Origin of the sequence: Streptomyces sp. R44 (assembly GCF_041053105.1) — a bacterium.
GTDB lineage: Bacteria > Actinomycetota > Actinomycetes > Streptomycetales > Streptomycetaceae > Streptomyces.
This window is the reverse complement of the sequence record NZ_CP163444.1, coordinates 6,821,115-6,835,216: the sequence shown is the minus strand read 5'-3', so window position 1 is coordinate 6,835,216 and position 14,102 is coordinate 6,821,115. Positions and strand designations below refer to the sequence as shown.

The following is a 14,102-nucleotide window of genomic DNA, read 5'->3' as shown; positions in this document are numbered from 1 at the left end:
CACCGGTGCTGTCGGGTCGGTGCGCCCTCGCGGGCCGGGCGGGGTGTCGTGCCCGCCCAGTCGGTGGAGGAGTCGGCTAGCCGCCGAGCTCCTGGTGGCGGGCGGTCAGCCGCGCCGTACCGGCCTCCGTGAGGGAGCCGAAGAGGCGGAGGCGGGAGATGCCGCCGTCCGGGTAGATGTCGATCCGGACGCGGGAGCCGACCGCCGGGGTGTCGAGCACGAACCGGTGGTTGGTGTCGGGCTGGAGGCGGGTCCGCGGCAGGATCTCGGTCCACTCCTCCGAGCCCTCGGCCGCGACGGAGAGGGCGGCCCAGCCGGCGCTGTTGCCCTTGAGGTAGGCGGTGTCGATCTCGACGGCGCGGATCTCGGACTCGGCGACGAGGCCGTAGCGGATCCAGTCGTTGCCCTTGTCACGGCGGCGGCGGGTCTCCCAGCCGTCGTCCATCTTGCGGGAGCGGCCCGGCTGGATGGTGTTGGTGGCCGGGGAGTAGAAGCGGTCCGAGGCGTCCTCGACCTGACCGCCGTTCTCCAGGGCGGCGAGGTCGAAGGTGCCGAGGACGCCGAGCCACGCCGGGTCGGGGGCGACCTCGCCGTAGACGCGGAGGCGGGCGATGCCGCCGTCCGGGTGCTGGTTGACGCGCAGGTGCGTGAAGCGCTGCTCGACGTCGACGGCGAAGCCGTTGGCGGCGTGGCCGCCGACCGCGGTGCGCGGGACGAGCGTCGTCCACTTCACGTCGTCGGCGAGGAGCTCCTCGGGCGAGGGCGAGCCGGCCACGGAGGCGGCCTCGACGGAGACGGCCTGCGGGTAGTTGCCGCGGAAGTGGGCGGTGTCGACGACGATGCCGCGGACGACGCCGGGGGCGCCGAGGCGTACGAGGGCCCAGTCGTGGTCGTCCTCGGTGGGGTGCGGCTGCTGGGCGGAGATGCCACGGCGGCGGCGGGTCTCCCAGCCGTCCATGATCTTGCCCTTGTGGCCGAAGTGCTCGGGGTCGAACTCGGCGGCCTCGGGCTTCAGCAGGTTCTCGCGCTCGGCGAAGAACTCGTCGTTGGCCGCGATGACGCCCGCGCCCAGACGGCGGTCCGCGAGGTCCGCGTACTGGGTGAAGGGGAAGTCGGCCGTCCGGTAGTCAGCGTACGGGTCGCCGCCGCCGTAGGGGCTGGCGTCACCGGTGAAGCTGGGTATGGACGACACGTCAGTTGTTCCTTTCGAGGAGGCGGCCGGAGGGTTCGGTGAGGGTGCCGTGGTCGGCGATCCGCTCACCACGCAGCCAGGTGGAGGTGACGACGCCGTGGAGGGTCTTGCCCGCGTAGGCGGTGATCCGGTTGCGGTGCTCCAGGTCGGCCGGGTCGACCGTGAACGTCGCGTCGGGGGCCAGGACCGCGAAGTCGGCGTCACGGCCGGCCTCGATCGCGCCCTTGCGCGACAGGCCCGCGAGCCGGGCCGGGCCCGCCGACATCCAGCGCACCACGTCCTCCAGCGAGTGACCGCGGCGCCGGGCCTCGGTCCAGATCGCCGGCAGGCCGAGCTGGAGGGAGGAGATGCCGCCCCAGGCGGAGGCGAAGTCCGGCGTCTTCAGGTCGGCGGTGGACGGCGAGTGGTCGGAGACGATGCAGTCGATCGTGCCGTCCGCGAGCCCCTGCCACAGCGCGTCCTGGTTCGACGCCTCCCGGATCGGCGGGCAGCACTTGAACTCCGTCGCCCCGTCCGGGATCTCCTCCGCGGTCAGCGTCAGGAAGTGCGGACACGACTCCACCGTGATCTTCACACCCTCGGCCTTCGCGGCGGCCAGGGCCGGCAGCGCGTCCGAGGACGACAGGTGCAGCACATGGACCCGGGCACCCAGCCGGCGGGCCTGGTTGATCAGGTTCTCGATCGCCGTGTTCTCCGCGTCCCTCGGACGCGAGGCCAGGAAGTCGGCGTACGCGCCGCCCGACCGCTGCGGCGCGGCCGCCAGGTGGTGCGGGTCCTCGGCGTGCACGATCATCAGCCCGTCGAAACCGGCGATCTCCGCCAGCGAGTTCGCCAGCTGCTCCTGGTCCAGCTCCGGGAACTCCTCCACCCCGGACGGCGACAGGAAGCACTTGAAGCCGTAGACGCCGGCGTCGTGCAGCGGACGCAGGTCCTTGACGTTGTCCGGCAGCGCGCCGCCCCAGAAACCGACGTCGATGTGCGCCTTGGCGCGGGCGACCTCCTGCTTGACCCGCAGGTTCTCCACCGTCGTGGTCGGCGGCAGCGAGTTGAGCGGCATGTCGAGCAGGGTCGTGATGCCACCGGCCGCGGCCGCGCGGGTGGCGGTCCAGAAGCCCTCCCACTCGGTGCGGCCCGGGTCGTTCACGTGCACGTGGGTGTCGACCAGTCCGGGCAGGATCACGTCGTCGCCGACGTCCTCCAGGCGGGCGCCCGCGGGCACCTCGGCGTCGTACGGCAGAACGGCCGCGATCGTCCCTCCGGAGACGGCGATCGACGCCGGCCGCGTCCCCTCCGGGGTGATGACGCGTGTCGAACGCAGGACCAGGTTGACGTCCACCCGTACCCCTTCTTCCAGCACTTCAACGGAAACTTCAACGAACTGTTGAAAAGGAGTCTTCACTTCCGGGCGACGGGTCGTCAAGGGCACACTTCCAGCATCGGCCGTCGGCGAACCCGACTCAGAGGTTTCCACAAAGTGGAATGAGAATTCCGTACAGTAGAACGTAGCTCCGCACATGCGGGCCGGACCCCGACGGCTCCGGGCCCTCGCCGACACCGGACAAACACCCCCTGACCGGCGCTGACGCCGGGACCGGGACCGTGTGCCCCGGTCGGCGGCCCGGTAGGCTGCTGCCTTGCCCGCCTGCCCCGAAAGGACCGTTGACGTGCCGACGTCCAGCGCCAGCACCACCGACGCCGCCAAGCCCGCCGCCGCGAGCGGGGGCGTCCAGTCCCTTGAGCGCGCCTTCGACCTCCTGGAGCGGATGGCCGATGCCGGGGGCGAGGTCGGGCTGAGCGAGCTCTCCGCCAGCAGCGGACTCCCGCTCCCCACCATCCACCGGCTCATGCGCACCCTCGTGGCCTGCGGCTACGTCCGCCAGCAGCCCAACCGCCGGTACGCGCTCGGCCCCCGGCTCATCCGGCTCGGCGAGTCCGCCTCCCGCCTCCTCGGCACCTGGGCCCGCCCCTACCTGGCGCGGCTCGTCGAGGAGACCGGCGAGACCGCGAACATGGCGCTGCTCGACGGCGACGAGATCGTGTACGTCGCACAGGTGCCCTCGAAGCACTCGATGCGCATGTTCACCGAGGTCGGCCGCCGGGTCCTGCCGCACTCGACCGGCGTCGGCAAGGCGCTCCTCGCGCACACCCCGGCGGAGGAGGTACGGGCGCTGCTCGCCCGCACCGGCATGCCGGCCGCGACCGAGAAGACCATCACCACCCCGGACGGCTTCCTCGACGCGCTCGTCGCGGTCCGCGAGACGGGATACGCGGTCGACGACAACGAGCAGGAGATAGGAGTCCGCTGCCTCGCGGTCTCCGTGCCGGACTCCCCCACCGCGGCGGCCATCTCCATCTCGGGCCCGGCGGGCCGGGTCACCGAGGCGGCCACCGAGAAGATCGTCCCGATCCTCCAGGAAGTGGCCCGCGAACTGTCGGCGGCCCTGGCGAACACCTCCGGCAACAACCAGGGCTGAGACCGGCGTCGACGGTGTGATCCTGCGCGCCGCCCGTGCGGCACGCAGGAAGTCCGCCGCCCGTGCGGCGCGCAGGAGGCCCTCCGCCTCCCCCGCGGGCCTGCGGGCCCGAACCCGCCGGTCCCGCCGACCCGGTGGCTCAGGCCCGTACCGGCGACTCCGTCAGACGCCCGTCCTGGACCGTCACCGTGTGGTCCGTACGTGCCAGGTGCGTGCGGTCGTGGGTGACCAGGACCGTCGCCGTCCCCCGCTCCGCCGTCAGCGTGGCCAGGAGGTCCATCACCGCCGCCCCCCGCTCGTGGTCCAGGGCGCTCGTCGGCTCGTCGACCAGGAGCACGGACGGCTCGTTCATCAGCGCCCGCGCGATGTTCACCCGCTGCCGCTGACCGCCCGACAGCTGGTGCGGCCGCCGGTGCGCCTGGTCCGCGAGGCCCACCGCGTCGAGCAGGTCCAGGGCCCGGCCGCGTACCGCCTTGGGCGCGCGCTTCGACAGGTGGGCCATCACCTGGAGCTGCTCCACCGCGCTCAGCGAGGGCAGCAGGTTCGGCTGCTGGAAGACGATCCCGATGTGCTCGCGGCGCAGCTCCGCCTTGGCGGCGGCCGTCAGCGGCCCGGTGTCCGTGCCGGCGACGACGACCCGCCCCTCGTCCGGGGTCACCAGGGTCGCGGCGACCGCGAGGAGGCTGGACTTTCCGGAGCCGGACGGGCCGACGACGGCCGTGAGCGTACCGGCGGGGACGGTGAGGGAGACGGCGTCGAGGGCGGTGAGCCGGCCGTCGCCGTCGGGGTAGGTGAGGGTGACGGCGTCGAGGACGAGGCTCATCGGGCGCTCCCGAGGGCGGTGAGGGGGTCGACGGCGGTGATCCGCCGGATGGACAGGGCGGCGCCGAGGACACCGAGGACGACGATCACGGCCGCCGGTCCGAGGACGGTCAGCGGTTCCAGGACGAAGGGCACGTTCCCGCCGCTGACGAGGGCGCCGATGCCGACCGCGAGCGCGGTGCCGAGCAAGGTGCCGGCGGTGAGCATGAGGACGGCCTGCCCGAGGGCGTCCTTGAGGAGGTACGGGGTGGAGGCGCCGAGCGCCTTGAGGACGGCGACGTCACCGCTGCGCTGGATGGTCCAGACGGTGAAGAAGGCTCCTATGACGAGCGCGGAGATGGCGAAGAGGAACCCGCGCATCAGCTGCAGCGAGCCGTTCTCGGCCTGGTAGGACCCTATGGCGGTGAGGGCGCCGTCGAGGGTGCGCGCCTCGGTGCCGGCGGCCTTGTCGCCGGCCGCCCAGTCGACGCCGTCGCCGCTCAGCGCGATGACGGTGGCCTGTTCCTGCGCGGTGGTGCCGCTGTGGCCGAGCTTCTGCCAGTCGTCGAGGGAGGTCCACACCACGGGCGTGTGGCTGTACGAGGCGTCGCCGGAGACCGCGGAGACGGTGACCTCCAGCGGGCCGAGGCGGACGGTGTCGCCGGCGCGCACGGCCAGCTCCTCCGCCGCCGACTCGGACAGGACCGCCTTCCCCGCGCCCACGGTCCCGGGGGCGAGCCCCGCGCCCGGCTCCGTACCGAAGGCGGAGACGGCGGCGGTGCGGTCACCGGCGGCGGCGTTGAGGGTCCGGATGCCGAGCGGATCGGCCTCCGTCACCCCGGGCCGCTCCGCCCACCCGCGCCACTGCTCCTCCGTCACCGTCGAATTGGTGAAGGAGACGGACTGCCCGGACGGCGGCGCCGCGAAGGCCAGCCGGTCGGCGGGCAGGCCGGTGATCGCGGAGATGTTCTCTCGCGCGAGTCCGGCGGTCAGCCCGGACAGCAACCCCACGAGCAGGGTGATCAGCACGATCACCGTGCCCATGAGGGTGAAACGCCCCTTGGCGAATCTCAGGTCTCTCCATGCCACGAACATGCTGACCAGACTGGTCCGCGAGGGGCTCCGCGGGCATCGCGCCACGGATGGCTCCGCAATCAAACTTTCGGTTGAGTCCGGATTGTCGCCCGGTGTCTAGGCTGGAGGGATCATGGATCCCCGCTCACTCACCCCCGCACTCCGCGCCCTGCGCCTCTGCCTGCATCTCCTCATGGCGGGCCTGCTCGTGCTGGCGGCGGTGCGCGCGCACTCGGCCGCCGGGACGGTGGCGGCGGTGGTCATGGGCGCGGTCTACGCGGCCGGCTCGTACCTGCCGTCCGTGCGGAGCTCGCGGCGGGCCGCCGCCGTGTGGCTGGCGGTCCTCGGCGCGACCTGGCTCGGGCTGCTCTGGCTCACCCCGGAGGCGCTCTGGCTGGCCTTCCCCCTGTACTTCCTCCAGCTGCACCTGCTGCCCACCCGCTGGTCGCTGGCGGCCGTGGCGCTGACGGCGGGCGCGGCGATCCTCTCGTACGTGGGGCACGGCGCCGCGCTGAATCCGGGGGTCTTCATCGGTCCGCTGCTCGGCGCGGCGGTCGCGGTGGCGACGGTCCTGGGCTACCAGGCCCTGTACCGGGAGAGCGAGCGGCGGCGGCGGCTCATCGAGGAGCTGATCGAGACGCGGGCGGAGCTGGCGGCGGCGGAGCGGCACGCCGGGACGCTCGCCGAGCGGGAGCGGCTCGCGCGGGAGATCCACGACACGCTCGCGCAGGGCCTGTCCTCGATCCAGCTGCTGCTGCGGGCGGCCGAGCGGGTGCTCCCGCCGGACTCCCCCGCGGCGGGCCACATCGGGCGGGCGCGCGAGGCGGCGCAGGACAATCTGGCCGAGGCGCGGCGCTTCGTCCGGGCGCTCTCGCCGCCGGATCTGGAGCACGGCTCGCTGGCGGCGGCGCTGGAGCGGCTGTGCGAACCGGTCGAGGCCGGTCCGTACGGGCCGGGGGCCGGGCCGCGGGTCCGGTTCTCGGTGAGCGGGACCCCGGCCGAGCTGCCGACGCCGTACGAGGTGGCGCTGCTGCGGATCGCGCAGTCGGCGCTCGCGAACACGGTGCGGCACGCGGCGGCCTCGCGGGCCGAGATCACGCTCTCCTTCATGGACGCGTCGGTGACCCTGGACGTGGTCGACGACGGCCGGGGCTTCGACCCCGCCTCCGTGCGCCCGTCCTCCGACGGCGGCTTCGGGCTTCCGGCGATGCGCTCGCGGGCGGAGTCGCTGGGCGGCACGTTCACCGTCGAGTCGGCGCCGGACCAGGGCACCGCCGTCGCCGTCTCCCTCCCACTTCCCGCTGGAGCCTGAACCATGACCATCCGACTTCTCCTCGCCGACGACCACCCGGTGGTACGGGCGGGCCTGCGCGCGGTCCTCGACACCGAGCCGGACTTCGCCGTGGTCGCGGAGGCGGCCACGGCCGAGCGGGCGGTGGAGCTGGCCGCCGCCGGGGACGTGGACGTGGTCCTGATGGACCTGCAGTTCGGCGCCGGGATGCACGGCTCGGAGGCGACGGCGGCGATCACGGCGGCGCCGGGCGGACCGAAGGTGCTGGTCCTGACGACGTACGACACGGACGCCGACATCCTGGCGGCGGTGGAGGCGGGCGCGTCCGGCTACCTCCTGAAGGACGCGCCGCCGGAGGAGCTGGCGGCGGCGGTCCGGACGGCGGCGGCCGGTCAGTCGGCCCTGGCGCCGGCGGTGGCGCACCGGCTGATGGACCGGATGCGGACGCCGGCGGAGGCGCTGACCAAGCGGGAACTGGAGGTCCTGCAGCTGGTGGGCGAGGGCCTGTCGAACCAGCAGATCAGCAAGGCGCTGTTCCTGAGCCAGGCGACGGTGAAGTCCCACCTGGTGCACATCTTCGCGAAGCTGGGCGTGGACTCCCGCACGGCGGCGGTGGCGGCGGCGACGGCCCGCCGGCTGATCAGACGGTGAGGCCGTCGGGCCGGCCCTCGGTCGCCGAGTCGGCCCGCGCGGCCATCAGCTCCTGGAAGGACCGCATGCACGACAGGCAGTGCCGGTCCGTCCGCATCCCGTCCGCGTCACGGTCGACGGCCTGACCGCAGAGGCTGTTGCCCGCCTGCTTGGCGATCACGTGCCAGACCAGGAGTCCGCTGGAGTCGTCGGGAGCGATGTGCATCTCGTACATGGCAGATACCGTTCTCGGGGGTCGGGGTTCCCACCCAACTCGTGGCCGGCCGCACCGGCACGGCAGCCAGGTCAAGTGGGTGAAACGAGAACCCGCCCCCGAGCGGGAACCGGCTCACGCGGACTTCGCGGCGGTGCGCCTGGACTTGGCGGGTGACGTGGCCTTCCGTCTCCGGGCGGGGGGTGCGGGCGGCTCGTTCCCGGCCCCGGCCTTCTTCGCCGCGGCCCTCTTCGGTCCGGGCCTGGTTTTCGGCTCGGGCTCGGGCTCGGGCGCCGGCTCCGGCGCCTCCGCCTCGTCGGCCTTCCCCTCGGGGGCGGCCGTGTCGCGTGAGCCGCGGCCGGTCCGCCATTTCAGCTCGATCTCCAGCTCGATCTCGCCGTCGTCGACCTCGAACTCCACCTCGCTGCGGAGTTCCTCGGGGACCCGCAGGCTGAGTACGCCGCCCCCCAGCGGGACCTCGGCCTCCTCACCCGCCCTGAGCGCCTCGGCGAGCGCCTCCAGCTGGTCGGCGGCCTCGGTACGGGTCAGGGAGCTCTTCTGCTCGAACTTGAGGTCCTTCACGGCAGCCTCCCGTCGGTGGGACGGCCGATGACGGCCTCGTCCTCACCCCGGTCGACGCACAGGGCCCAGATGATGAACCCGGACATCACGATCACGATGACGGACCACCACGGGTAGTACGGCAGCGACAGGAAGTTGGCGATGATCACGAGCGCGGCGATGCCGACACCGGTGTACCGCGCCCAGGCTGCCGCCGCGAAGAGTCCGAAGCTGACCAGCACGGCGACGATGCCCAGGCCCAGATGGACCCAGCCCCAACCGGTGAGGTCGAACTGGAAGACGTAGTTGCGCGTGGTGACGAAGACCTCGTCCTCGGCGATGGCCATGATCCCGCGGAAGATGCCGAACAGTCCCGCGAGGAAGAGCATGACGGCGGCGAAGAACCGCAGGCCCCCGGCCCAGGCGTGTTTCGCCGACGAGGCGTGAGCGGTGTGCGTGGCGTTCATCTCGGTCTCTCCTTCTCCCCGGCCCGTCTCACTGAGGAGCCGTGGTGGTGCCGGCGGGGGTGGACGGACGGTCGTCGTTCAGGACGAGGGCCTTGGCGCGCTGGAACTCCTCCTCGCTGATGTCGCCGCGGGTGCGGAGGTCGGCGAGCCGGTGGAGTTCCTCGGCCCGGCTGGGCGTACCGCCGCCGCCGGCGGTCTCGCGGACGTAGGCGTCGAAGGCCTGCTGCTTCTCGCGGGCGTGGTCGATCTCCCGGCGGCCCATGCTCTTGCCGCGGGCGATCACGTAGACGAGCACGCCGAGGAAGGGCAGCAGGATGACGAACGCCATCCAGCCGGCCTTGCCCCAGCCGCCCAGGGCGTCGTCGCGGAAGATGTCCCCGATGATCCGGAAGAGCAGGATGAACCACAGGATCCACAGGAAGAACCAGAGCATGGTCCAGAACATGCTCAGCAGTGGATAGTCGTAGGCGAGGTACATCGGTGTGTCCATGTCTCCGCTCCGTTTCCGGTTCCTTCTCCCGCCGGGCTCCCGCCGGGGTCCGTCTCGGTCATTCCGGCAGCCGCCGCAGTTCCACCACGTGCAGTCCGAGGGACTGGAAGCGGGCCAGCAGCCCGTAGAGGTGGGCCTCGTCCACGAGAGGGCCGTACAGCACCGTCTGGCCGGAGATCATCACGTGCTCCAGCTCGGGGAAGGATCCGATCAGCGTCTCCGACATGAGTCCGTCGATCCGGATCTCGTACTGCATGGTCTGCCCCTCCCGTGGTGGGGGTGGCTGTCACAGGCCGGTCCTGATGCGATGGTCCGTCTTCGTGCCCCCGGCCGCCTCACCCTGCGCGGGTGACTCAGGAGCCCTCGGAGCCGGGCTCCGCCGGCGTGGGACCCTCGGTGTCCCGGCGGCGGCTCGCACCCGTGGCCCCGTCCACCGCTCCGGTGTCCCCACCGGCGCCCGTGGCCCCGTCCGCGCCTGTGACCCCGCCCGCGCCGGGGAGGCCGCGCGTCACCAGGAAGCTGGCCAGGGTGATGCCCCCGGTGGCGAGGATGGCCGCCTTGAGGCCGGCCAGCTGGGCCGAGGCGTACGAGTCGGTGACGGCGTCCACCTCCTGGGGCGGAAGTCCCGCGTCCTCCGCCGCCGCGCGGACCTGGTCGGTGGGGACGAAGCTGATCCCGGCCTCCAGGGCGACGCTCGTCTGCAGGCGCGCCTCGTCCGAAAGCCTCGGGTCGTCCTCCACCTGGGTGGTGAAGGCCTGGGCCAGGGCCCCGATCAGCAGGGAGCCGATGAGGGCCGTGCCCAGCGCGGACCCCAGGTTCTGGGCGGTGAACTGCAGGCCGCCGACCTCGCTGCGCTCCCGCTCCCCGACGCTGGACTGGACGACGTTGCCGAGCTGCGAGGCCAGCAGCCCCATGCCCAGGCCGAGGAGCGCCATGGCCGCGAAGAACTGGCCGTCGTCGATGACCGGGTCGATGGTGGCGAGGAGCCAGGCGATGGCGGCGAGGAGCAGCACCAGGGCCATCCGTACGATCCGCTTCGGTCCCAGCCTGCGTCCGAGCTTCGCCGCGCCCAGGGAGGCCGCGAGCATGGTGACGGAGACCGGCAGCAGCCGCAGTCCCGTCTCGAAGGCGTCGAGCCCCTGCACCACCTGCAGATAGAGCGGGATGGTGAAGAACAGCCCCAGCAGGATGAGGTTCTGGCTCAACAGGGTCATCAGGCCCGAGCGCAGGGTGGGCCGGTGGAACAACGCGAGGTGGACCAGGGGATCGGCACCGCCGGCCTCCCGCCTCTCCTCCCAGACCCGGAAGAGGAACAGGACCACCACCCCGGCCCCGATCACGAACAGCGTGGGGGCGAAGCCGAAGACGGTGAAGGGCGGGTTGCGCGGCTGCAGCCATCCCCAGGTGCTGCTCTGCAGCACGCCGAGCACGCCGAGGCCCAGACCGAGGGCCGACAGCGCGGCACCGACGACGTCCAGACCGGGACGCCGGCTCGGCCGGGGCGTCTCCGGGACCGCCCGCCGCAGGAGCAGCACGGCCAGCACCACCACGACCTCGCCCGCGAAGACCAGGCGCCAGGTGAGGTACGTCGTCACCCAGCCGCCGAGCAGCGGGCCGACCGCGATGCCGGCACCGGCCAGGCCTCCGATGACGCCGTACGCGACGGAGCGGTCGCGGCCCCGGTAGGACTCGGCGACGAGGGCCGCCATGGACGGCAGCACCAGGGCGGCGCCGAGCCCCTCGATGACGGACCAGCCCAGGGCCAGCACCCACAGCGTGGGCGAGACGGCGGTCAGGGCCGAGCCGACGCCGTAGACCGCCATGCCGATCAGGAACACACGGCGGCGGCCGAGGATGTCCCCGATCCGGCCGCCGATGATCATGAACGCCGCCATGACCAGGGAGTACAGGGTGATGACGGCCTGGATGGCGGTCACCTCGGTGTCGAAGTCCTCGACCAGCTGGCTGATGGAGACGTTCATGACGGAGGTGTCCAGCACCATCAGGAACTGGGCCGTCCCCAGCACGATCAGAGCGCGCCACTTCTTCACGGTCGCCGCCTCGGGCCTGGCCGCCGGTGTCAGCGGCAGCGGAAGTGTTCAGCCCACCCTCGCCGCCATCACATCCGAAACGGTCGCCGGCCGCCTCACCCGGCACGGGTGAGGGAGGGCGGCGGGACCGGTGCGCCCTCCGCCGCCCGGCGTCCGGTCACAGCAGCCCCAGCTCCCGGGCGCGGCGCACGGCGTCGTTGCGCCGGTGCACGGACAGCTTCCGGTAGGCGCTCTTGAGGTGGGTCTTCACCGTGTTCACGGACACGTACAGGTCGGCGGCGATGTCCTCGGTCGACATCGCCCGGGCGAGCCGCTCCAGGACCTCGCGCTCCCGTCCGCTGAGCTGCTCCACCGGCGCGCCCGGCCCGGATCCGGGTCCGCCCCGCTCCGTCCCGTCGTACGGCTCGGATTCGGGTACGAGCCATCCCGCTGCGGGCGCCCGCAGCGTGGGCTCGGCGAGGAAGGGAGCGATCCAGGGTCCGGCGGTCCGGAAGGCGCGTCTGAGCTCCTCGCGGCGGCCCTCGGCGAGAGCCTGGGCGAGCATCCTGCGGGCGGTGGCGGTGTCCCCCTCCAGTGCCGCCGCCTGTGCCCGTACCAGCGCGGCCGGTACGGTCACCCCCGGGCCGGCGCTCCCGTGGGCCGCGAGGCCGTCGAGCAGACGGAGGGCCGTGCCGGGATCGCCTGCGGCGAGGTGGGCCCGCGCCGCGCCGACGGTGCACAGCGGCAGGTCGCCGGCGACCTGCCGGAGGACTTCGACGGCCGCGTCCGGGCGGCCCTGGGCCAGATGGGCGTCCGAGGCGACCAGGGCGGCACGCCCCTGCGCCCAGGGCGATGCCTCGGCGGCGGGGACGGGCCGGGCCGCGACGGCCGGCGCCTCCCGCGTACGGCCCCGGGCCAGGAGCACGCCGGCCGTCACGGCCCGCCTGACGGCCGCCGTCACCGGGTCCTTCGGCCGCTGATCGGGCATCCGGGCGAGGAGGGCCTCGGCGCGGTCCACCTCGTCCCGGTCGAGGGCGACCTCGGCGAGCACCAGCTGTCCGAGCCCGGAACCCGACGGCTGGGCCAGGCCGTACCGCTCGGCCTCGGCCGTCATGGCGAAGACCTTGCGTTCCGCCGCGCTCGGCCGGCCGTCGAGGTGGTCGAGGAGCGCCAGGTGTTCCAGCGCCTCCATCCGCGGGAGGACCGTGGAGGCCGTACGGGGACCCCGGGTCACCGCCGTGAGGGCGGCCCTGGCCTCGTCGAGGTGTCCGGCCCACAGCCGCGCGGAGCCCACGTGGGTCAGCAGGAGGGCGGCGAGTTCCGGGTGCGCGTCCAGCAGCCGGGAGGGCATCTGCGGCATCAGCCGCCGCGCCGACCGGGCGGCGCGCTCGGCCCGGTCCGCCGAGCCGACCAGCCGCCCGGCCAGCGCCTCGAGCAGGGCGAGGCTCAGCCGGGCCGCCGGGGACCCGCCGCCTTCGGCCGCCAGCTGTTCCGCCGCGTGGCGCAGGTGCGCCAGGCCGCCGTCGAGATCCCGGCGGGACAGCTCACACGCGGCGCGGACGAGGTTCAGGGACGGGTCGGGCGCCTCTCCCTCCATCCCGGCGAACCAGTCCGCCGGCTCCCCGGAGCCGAGGCCGGTGAAGAGCTGTCCGATCGCCAGGTCCTCGACCAGGGCCCGGGCCATGTACGTCCAGTCCTGGGCGGCGGCGCCGTGCGCCAGCATCTCGGGGAGCTCGCCGGAGCGCCGCAGCCAGTGCGCGGCGCGCCGGTGCAGCTCCGGCTCGAGGCCGGGGGCGCGTTCCCGCAGATGGGCCCGGAGGATCTCGCGGAACAACGGGTGGAGCCGGTACCAGCCCTGCCCGAAGTCCTCGACGAAGGCGTTGGCGCGGTGCAGCGCGGCCAGGATCGTCGCGGCGTCACGCCGCCGGGTCAGCTCGTCCGCGAGGTCGGGGCAGAAGCGGTCGAGCACGCTGACCCGCAGCAGCAGGTCCTGTGTCTCCGGTGTCTGCCGTTCCAGTACCTCGGCCAGCAGGAAGTCGGCGATGGTGCCCCGCCCGGCCTGGAACTCCTTCAGGTAGAGCTCGGGATCCGGGGTCGACCGTGCGGCCAGGGCGCTCAGCCGGAGGCCGGCCGCCCATCCCCGGGTGCGCTCCACCAGCGCCCGGGCCACCGGAACGGCCAGGGACAGCCCGTGCAGCTCCAGGAGATCGACCGCCTCCTCGGTGGTGAAGGCCAGCTCGGCGTCCCGGATCTCGGTCATCTCACCGGCGAGACGGTAGCGGTGGAGCGGGAGGAGGGGCTCGGTACGGCTGACGAGGACGAGGCGCAGCCCCGGTCTCGCGTGCCGCAGGACGAACTCCAGCTGCCGTCCGACCTCGGGGTCGGTCATCCGCTCGAACTCGTCGATCACCACGGTGACGGGCCGGTCGCGCCCGGCGAGTCCCCAGGCGAGTCGGCTCAGGAGCGTGTGAGGCACCCGCTTCGCGTCGGTGGGGAAGCCGACGGCGGTGGGTGCCGGTACCCCGCCGGCGTTCAGGGACTGGAGCAGATGGGCCCAGAACACCCCCGGCCCCTCGACCGCCGCGTCGAGCGCGAGCCAGGCGACCGGCCGTCCCAGGTTCGCGGCCCAGTCGGCGACCAGGAGGGTCTTTCCGGCCCCGGCACTGCCGTTGACCACGGTCAGCGGGGTCAGCAGGGCCTGCCCGAGGTGCTCGACCAGCCGGTCACGGCGCAGGAACGTGCCGGGGCGGTTCGGCAGGGCGAAGCGTGTCCGCAGGTACGGGTCTCCCAGCGGGTCGGCACCGTCGGGAACCGGGGCTCCCCGCGGCAACGCGTCACCCGTGGCCTCCACGTCCACCACCACCTTCCGGTCGGGCCC

General features: G+C 73.3%; 14 protein-coding genes. 3 read left to right on the top strand and 11 right to left on the bottom strand.

Features of this window, described 5'->3' with window-relative positions; translation table 11 throughout:
* Nucleotides 1-76 precede the first annotated feature (76 nt).
* Together alc and allB are read right to left on the bottom strand one after the other, a co-directional pair.
* Complete coding sequence (gene alc, locus AB5J54_RS31960) at nucleotides 77-1,192, bottom strand: allantoicase (RefSeq protein ID WP_369147383.1); 1,116 nt, start codon at nucleotides 1,190-1,192, stop codon at nucleotides 77-79.
* A 1-nt stretch (nucleotide 1,193) separates the two neighbouring features.
* Complete coding sequence (gene allB / locus AB5J54_RS31955; protein WP_369147382.1) at nucleotides 1,194-2,528, bottom strand: allantoinase AllB; 1,335 nt, start codon at nucleotides 2,526-2,528, stop codon at nucleotides 1,194-1,196.
* A 328-nt stretch (nucleotides 2,529-2,856) separates the two neighbouring features.
* On the opposite strand from allB, the gene AB5J54_RS31950 reads away from it, so the two are divergent.
* Complete coding sequence (locus AB5J54_RS31950) at nucleotides 2,857-3,666, top strand: IclR family transcriptional regulator (protein ID WP_369147381.1); 810 nt, start codon at nucleotides 2,857-2,859, stop codon at nucleotides 3,664-3,666.
* Between the two features lie 139 nt (nucleotides 3,667-3,805).
* Here AB5J54_RS31950 and AB5J54_RS31945 read toward each other — a convergent pair whose 3' ends face one another.
* Together AB5J54_RS31945 and AB5J54_RS31940 are read right to left on the bottom strand one after the other, a co-directional pair.
* On the bottom strand, nucleotides 3,806-4,489 hold the full coding sequence (locus tag AB5J54_RS31945) for an ABC transporter ATP-binding protein (RefSeq protein WP_369147380.1): 684 nt from the start codon (nucleotides 4,487-4,489) through the stop codon (nucleotides 3,806-3,808).
* Complete coding sequence (locus AB5J54_RS31940; protein WP_369147379.1) at nucleotides 4,486-5,562, bottom strand: ABC transporter permease; 1,077 nt, start codon at nucleotides 5,560-5,562, stop codon at nucleotides 4,486-4,488. The genes AB5J54_RS31945 and AB5J54_RS31940 overlap by 4 nt, the downstream gene beginning before the upstream one ends.
* A 112-nt stretch (nucleotides 5,563-5,674) precedes the next feature.
* On the opposite strand from AB5J54_RS31940, the gene AB5J54_RS31935 reads away from it, so the two are divergent.
* Both AB5J54_RS31935 and AB5J54_RS31930 read left to right on the top strand, forming a co-directional pair.
* A complete protein-coding gene (locus tag AB5J54_RS31935; protein WP_369147378.1) occupies nucleotides 5,675-6,853 on the top strand; it encodes a sensor histidine kinase in 1,179 nt (392 codons plus the stop codon).
* A 3-nt stretch (nucleotides 6,854-6,856) separates the two neighbouring features.
* On the top strand, nucleotides 6,857-7,483 hold the full coding sequence (locus tag AB5J54_RS31930; RefSeq protein WP_351188462.1) for a response regulator transcription factor: 627 nt from the start codon (nucleotides 6,857-6,859) through the stop codon (nucleotides 7,481-7,483).
* Here AB5J54_RS31930 and AB5J54_RS31925 read toward each other — a convergent pair.
* The 7 genes from AB5J54_RS31925 to AB5J54_RS31895 all read right to left on the bottom strand — a co-directional run bounded on the left by AB5J54_RS31925 (nucleotide 7,473) and on the right by AB5J54_RS31895 (nucleotide 14,081).
* Nucleotides 7,473-7,697 carry a hypothetical protein gene (locus AB5J54_RS31925; protein ID WP_369147377.1) on the bottom strand — a complete coding sequence of 75 codons (225 nt, stop codon included), beginning with the start codon at nucleotides 7,695-7,697 and terminating at the stop codon, nucleotides 7,473-7,475. The genes AB5J54_RS31930 and AB5J54_RS31925 overlap by 11 nt on opposite strands.
* 114 nt (nucleotides 7,698-7,811) lie before the next feature.
* A complete protein-coding gene (locus AB5J54_RS31920) occupies nucleotides 7,812-8,258 on the bottom strand; it encodes an amphi-Trp domain-containing protein (protein ID WP_369147375.1) in 447 nt (148 codons plus the stop codon).
* The gene (locus AB5J54_RS31915) at nucleotides 8,255-8,704 is read right to left on the bottom strand and encodes a hypothetical protein (protein WP_369147374.1); all 450 of its coding nucleotides are present in this window, start codon (nucleotides 8,702-8,704) and stop codon (nucleotides 8,255-8,257) included. Before AB5J54_RS31915 ends, AB5J54_RS31920 begins: the two co-directional genes overlap by 4 nt.
* Nucleotides 8,705-8,732: 28 nt before the next feature.
* Entirely contained in the window at nucleotides 8,733-9,194 is a 462-nt protein-coding gene (locus tag AB5J54_RS31910; protein WP_369147373.1) for an SHOCT domain-containing protein, read from the bottom strand.
* A 58-nt stretch (nucleotides 9,195-9,252) separates the two neighbouring features.
* Entirely contained in the window at nucleotides 9,253-9,450 is a 198-nt protein-coding gene (locus AB5J54_RS31905; RefSeq protein WP_030693005.1) for a hypothetical protein, read from the bottom strand.
* 97 nt (nucleotides 9,451-9,547) lie between these two features.
* Nucleotides 9,548-11,245 carry an MFS transporter gene (locus AB5J54_RS31900; RefSeq protein WP_369147372.1) on the bottom strand — a complete coding sequence of 566 codons (1,698 nt, stop codon included), beginning with the start codon at nucleotides 11,243-11,245 and terminating at the stop codon, nucleotides 9,548-9,550.
* Between the two features lie 157 nt (nucleotides 11,246-11,402).
* Nucleotides 11,403-14,081, bottom strand: a complete 2,679-nt coding sequence (locus tag AB5J54_RS31895) for a LuxR C-terminal-related transcriptional regulator (RefSeq protein ID WP_369147371.1) — start codon at nucleotides 14,079-14,081, stop codon at nucleotides 11,403-11,405.
* Between the last annotated feature and the right edge of the window lie 21 nt (nucleotides 14,082-14,102).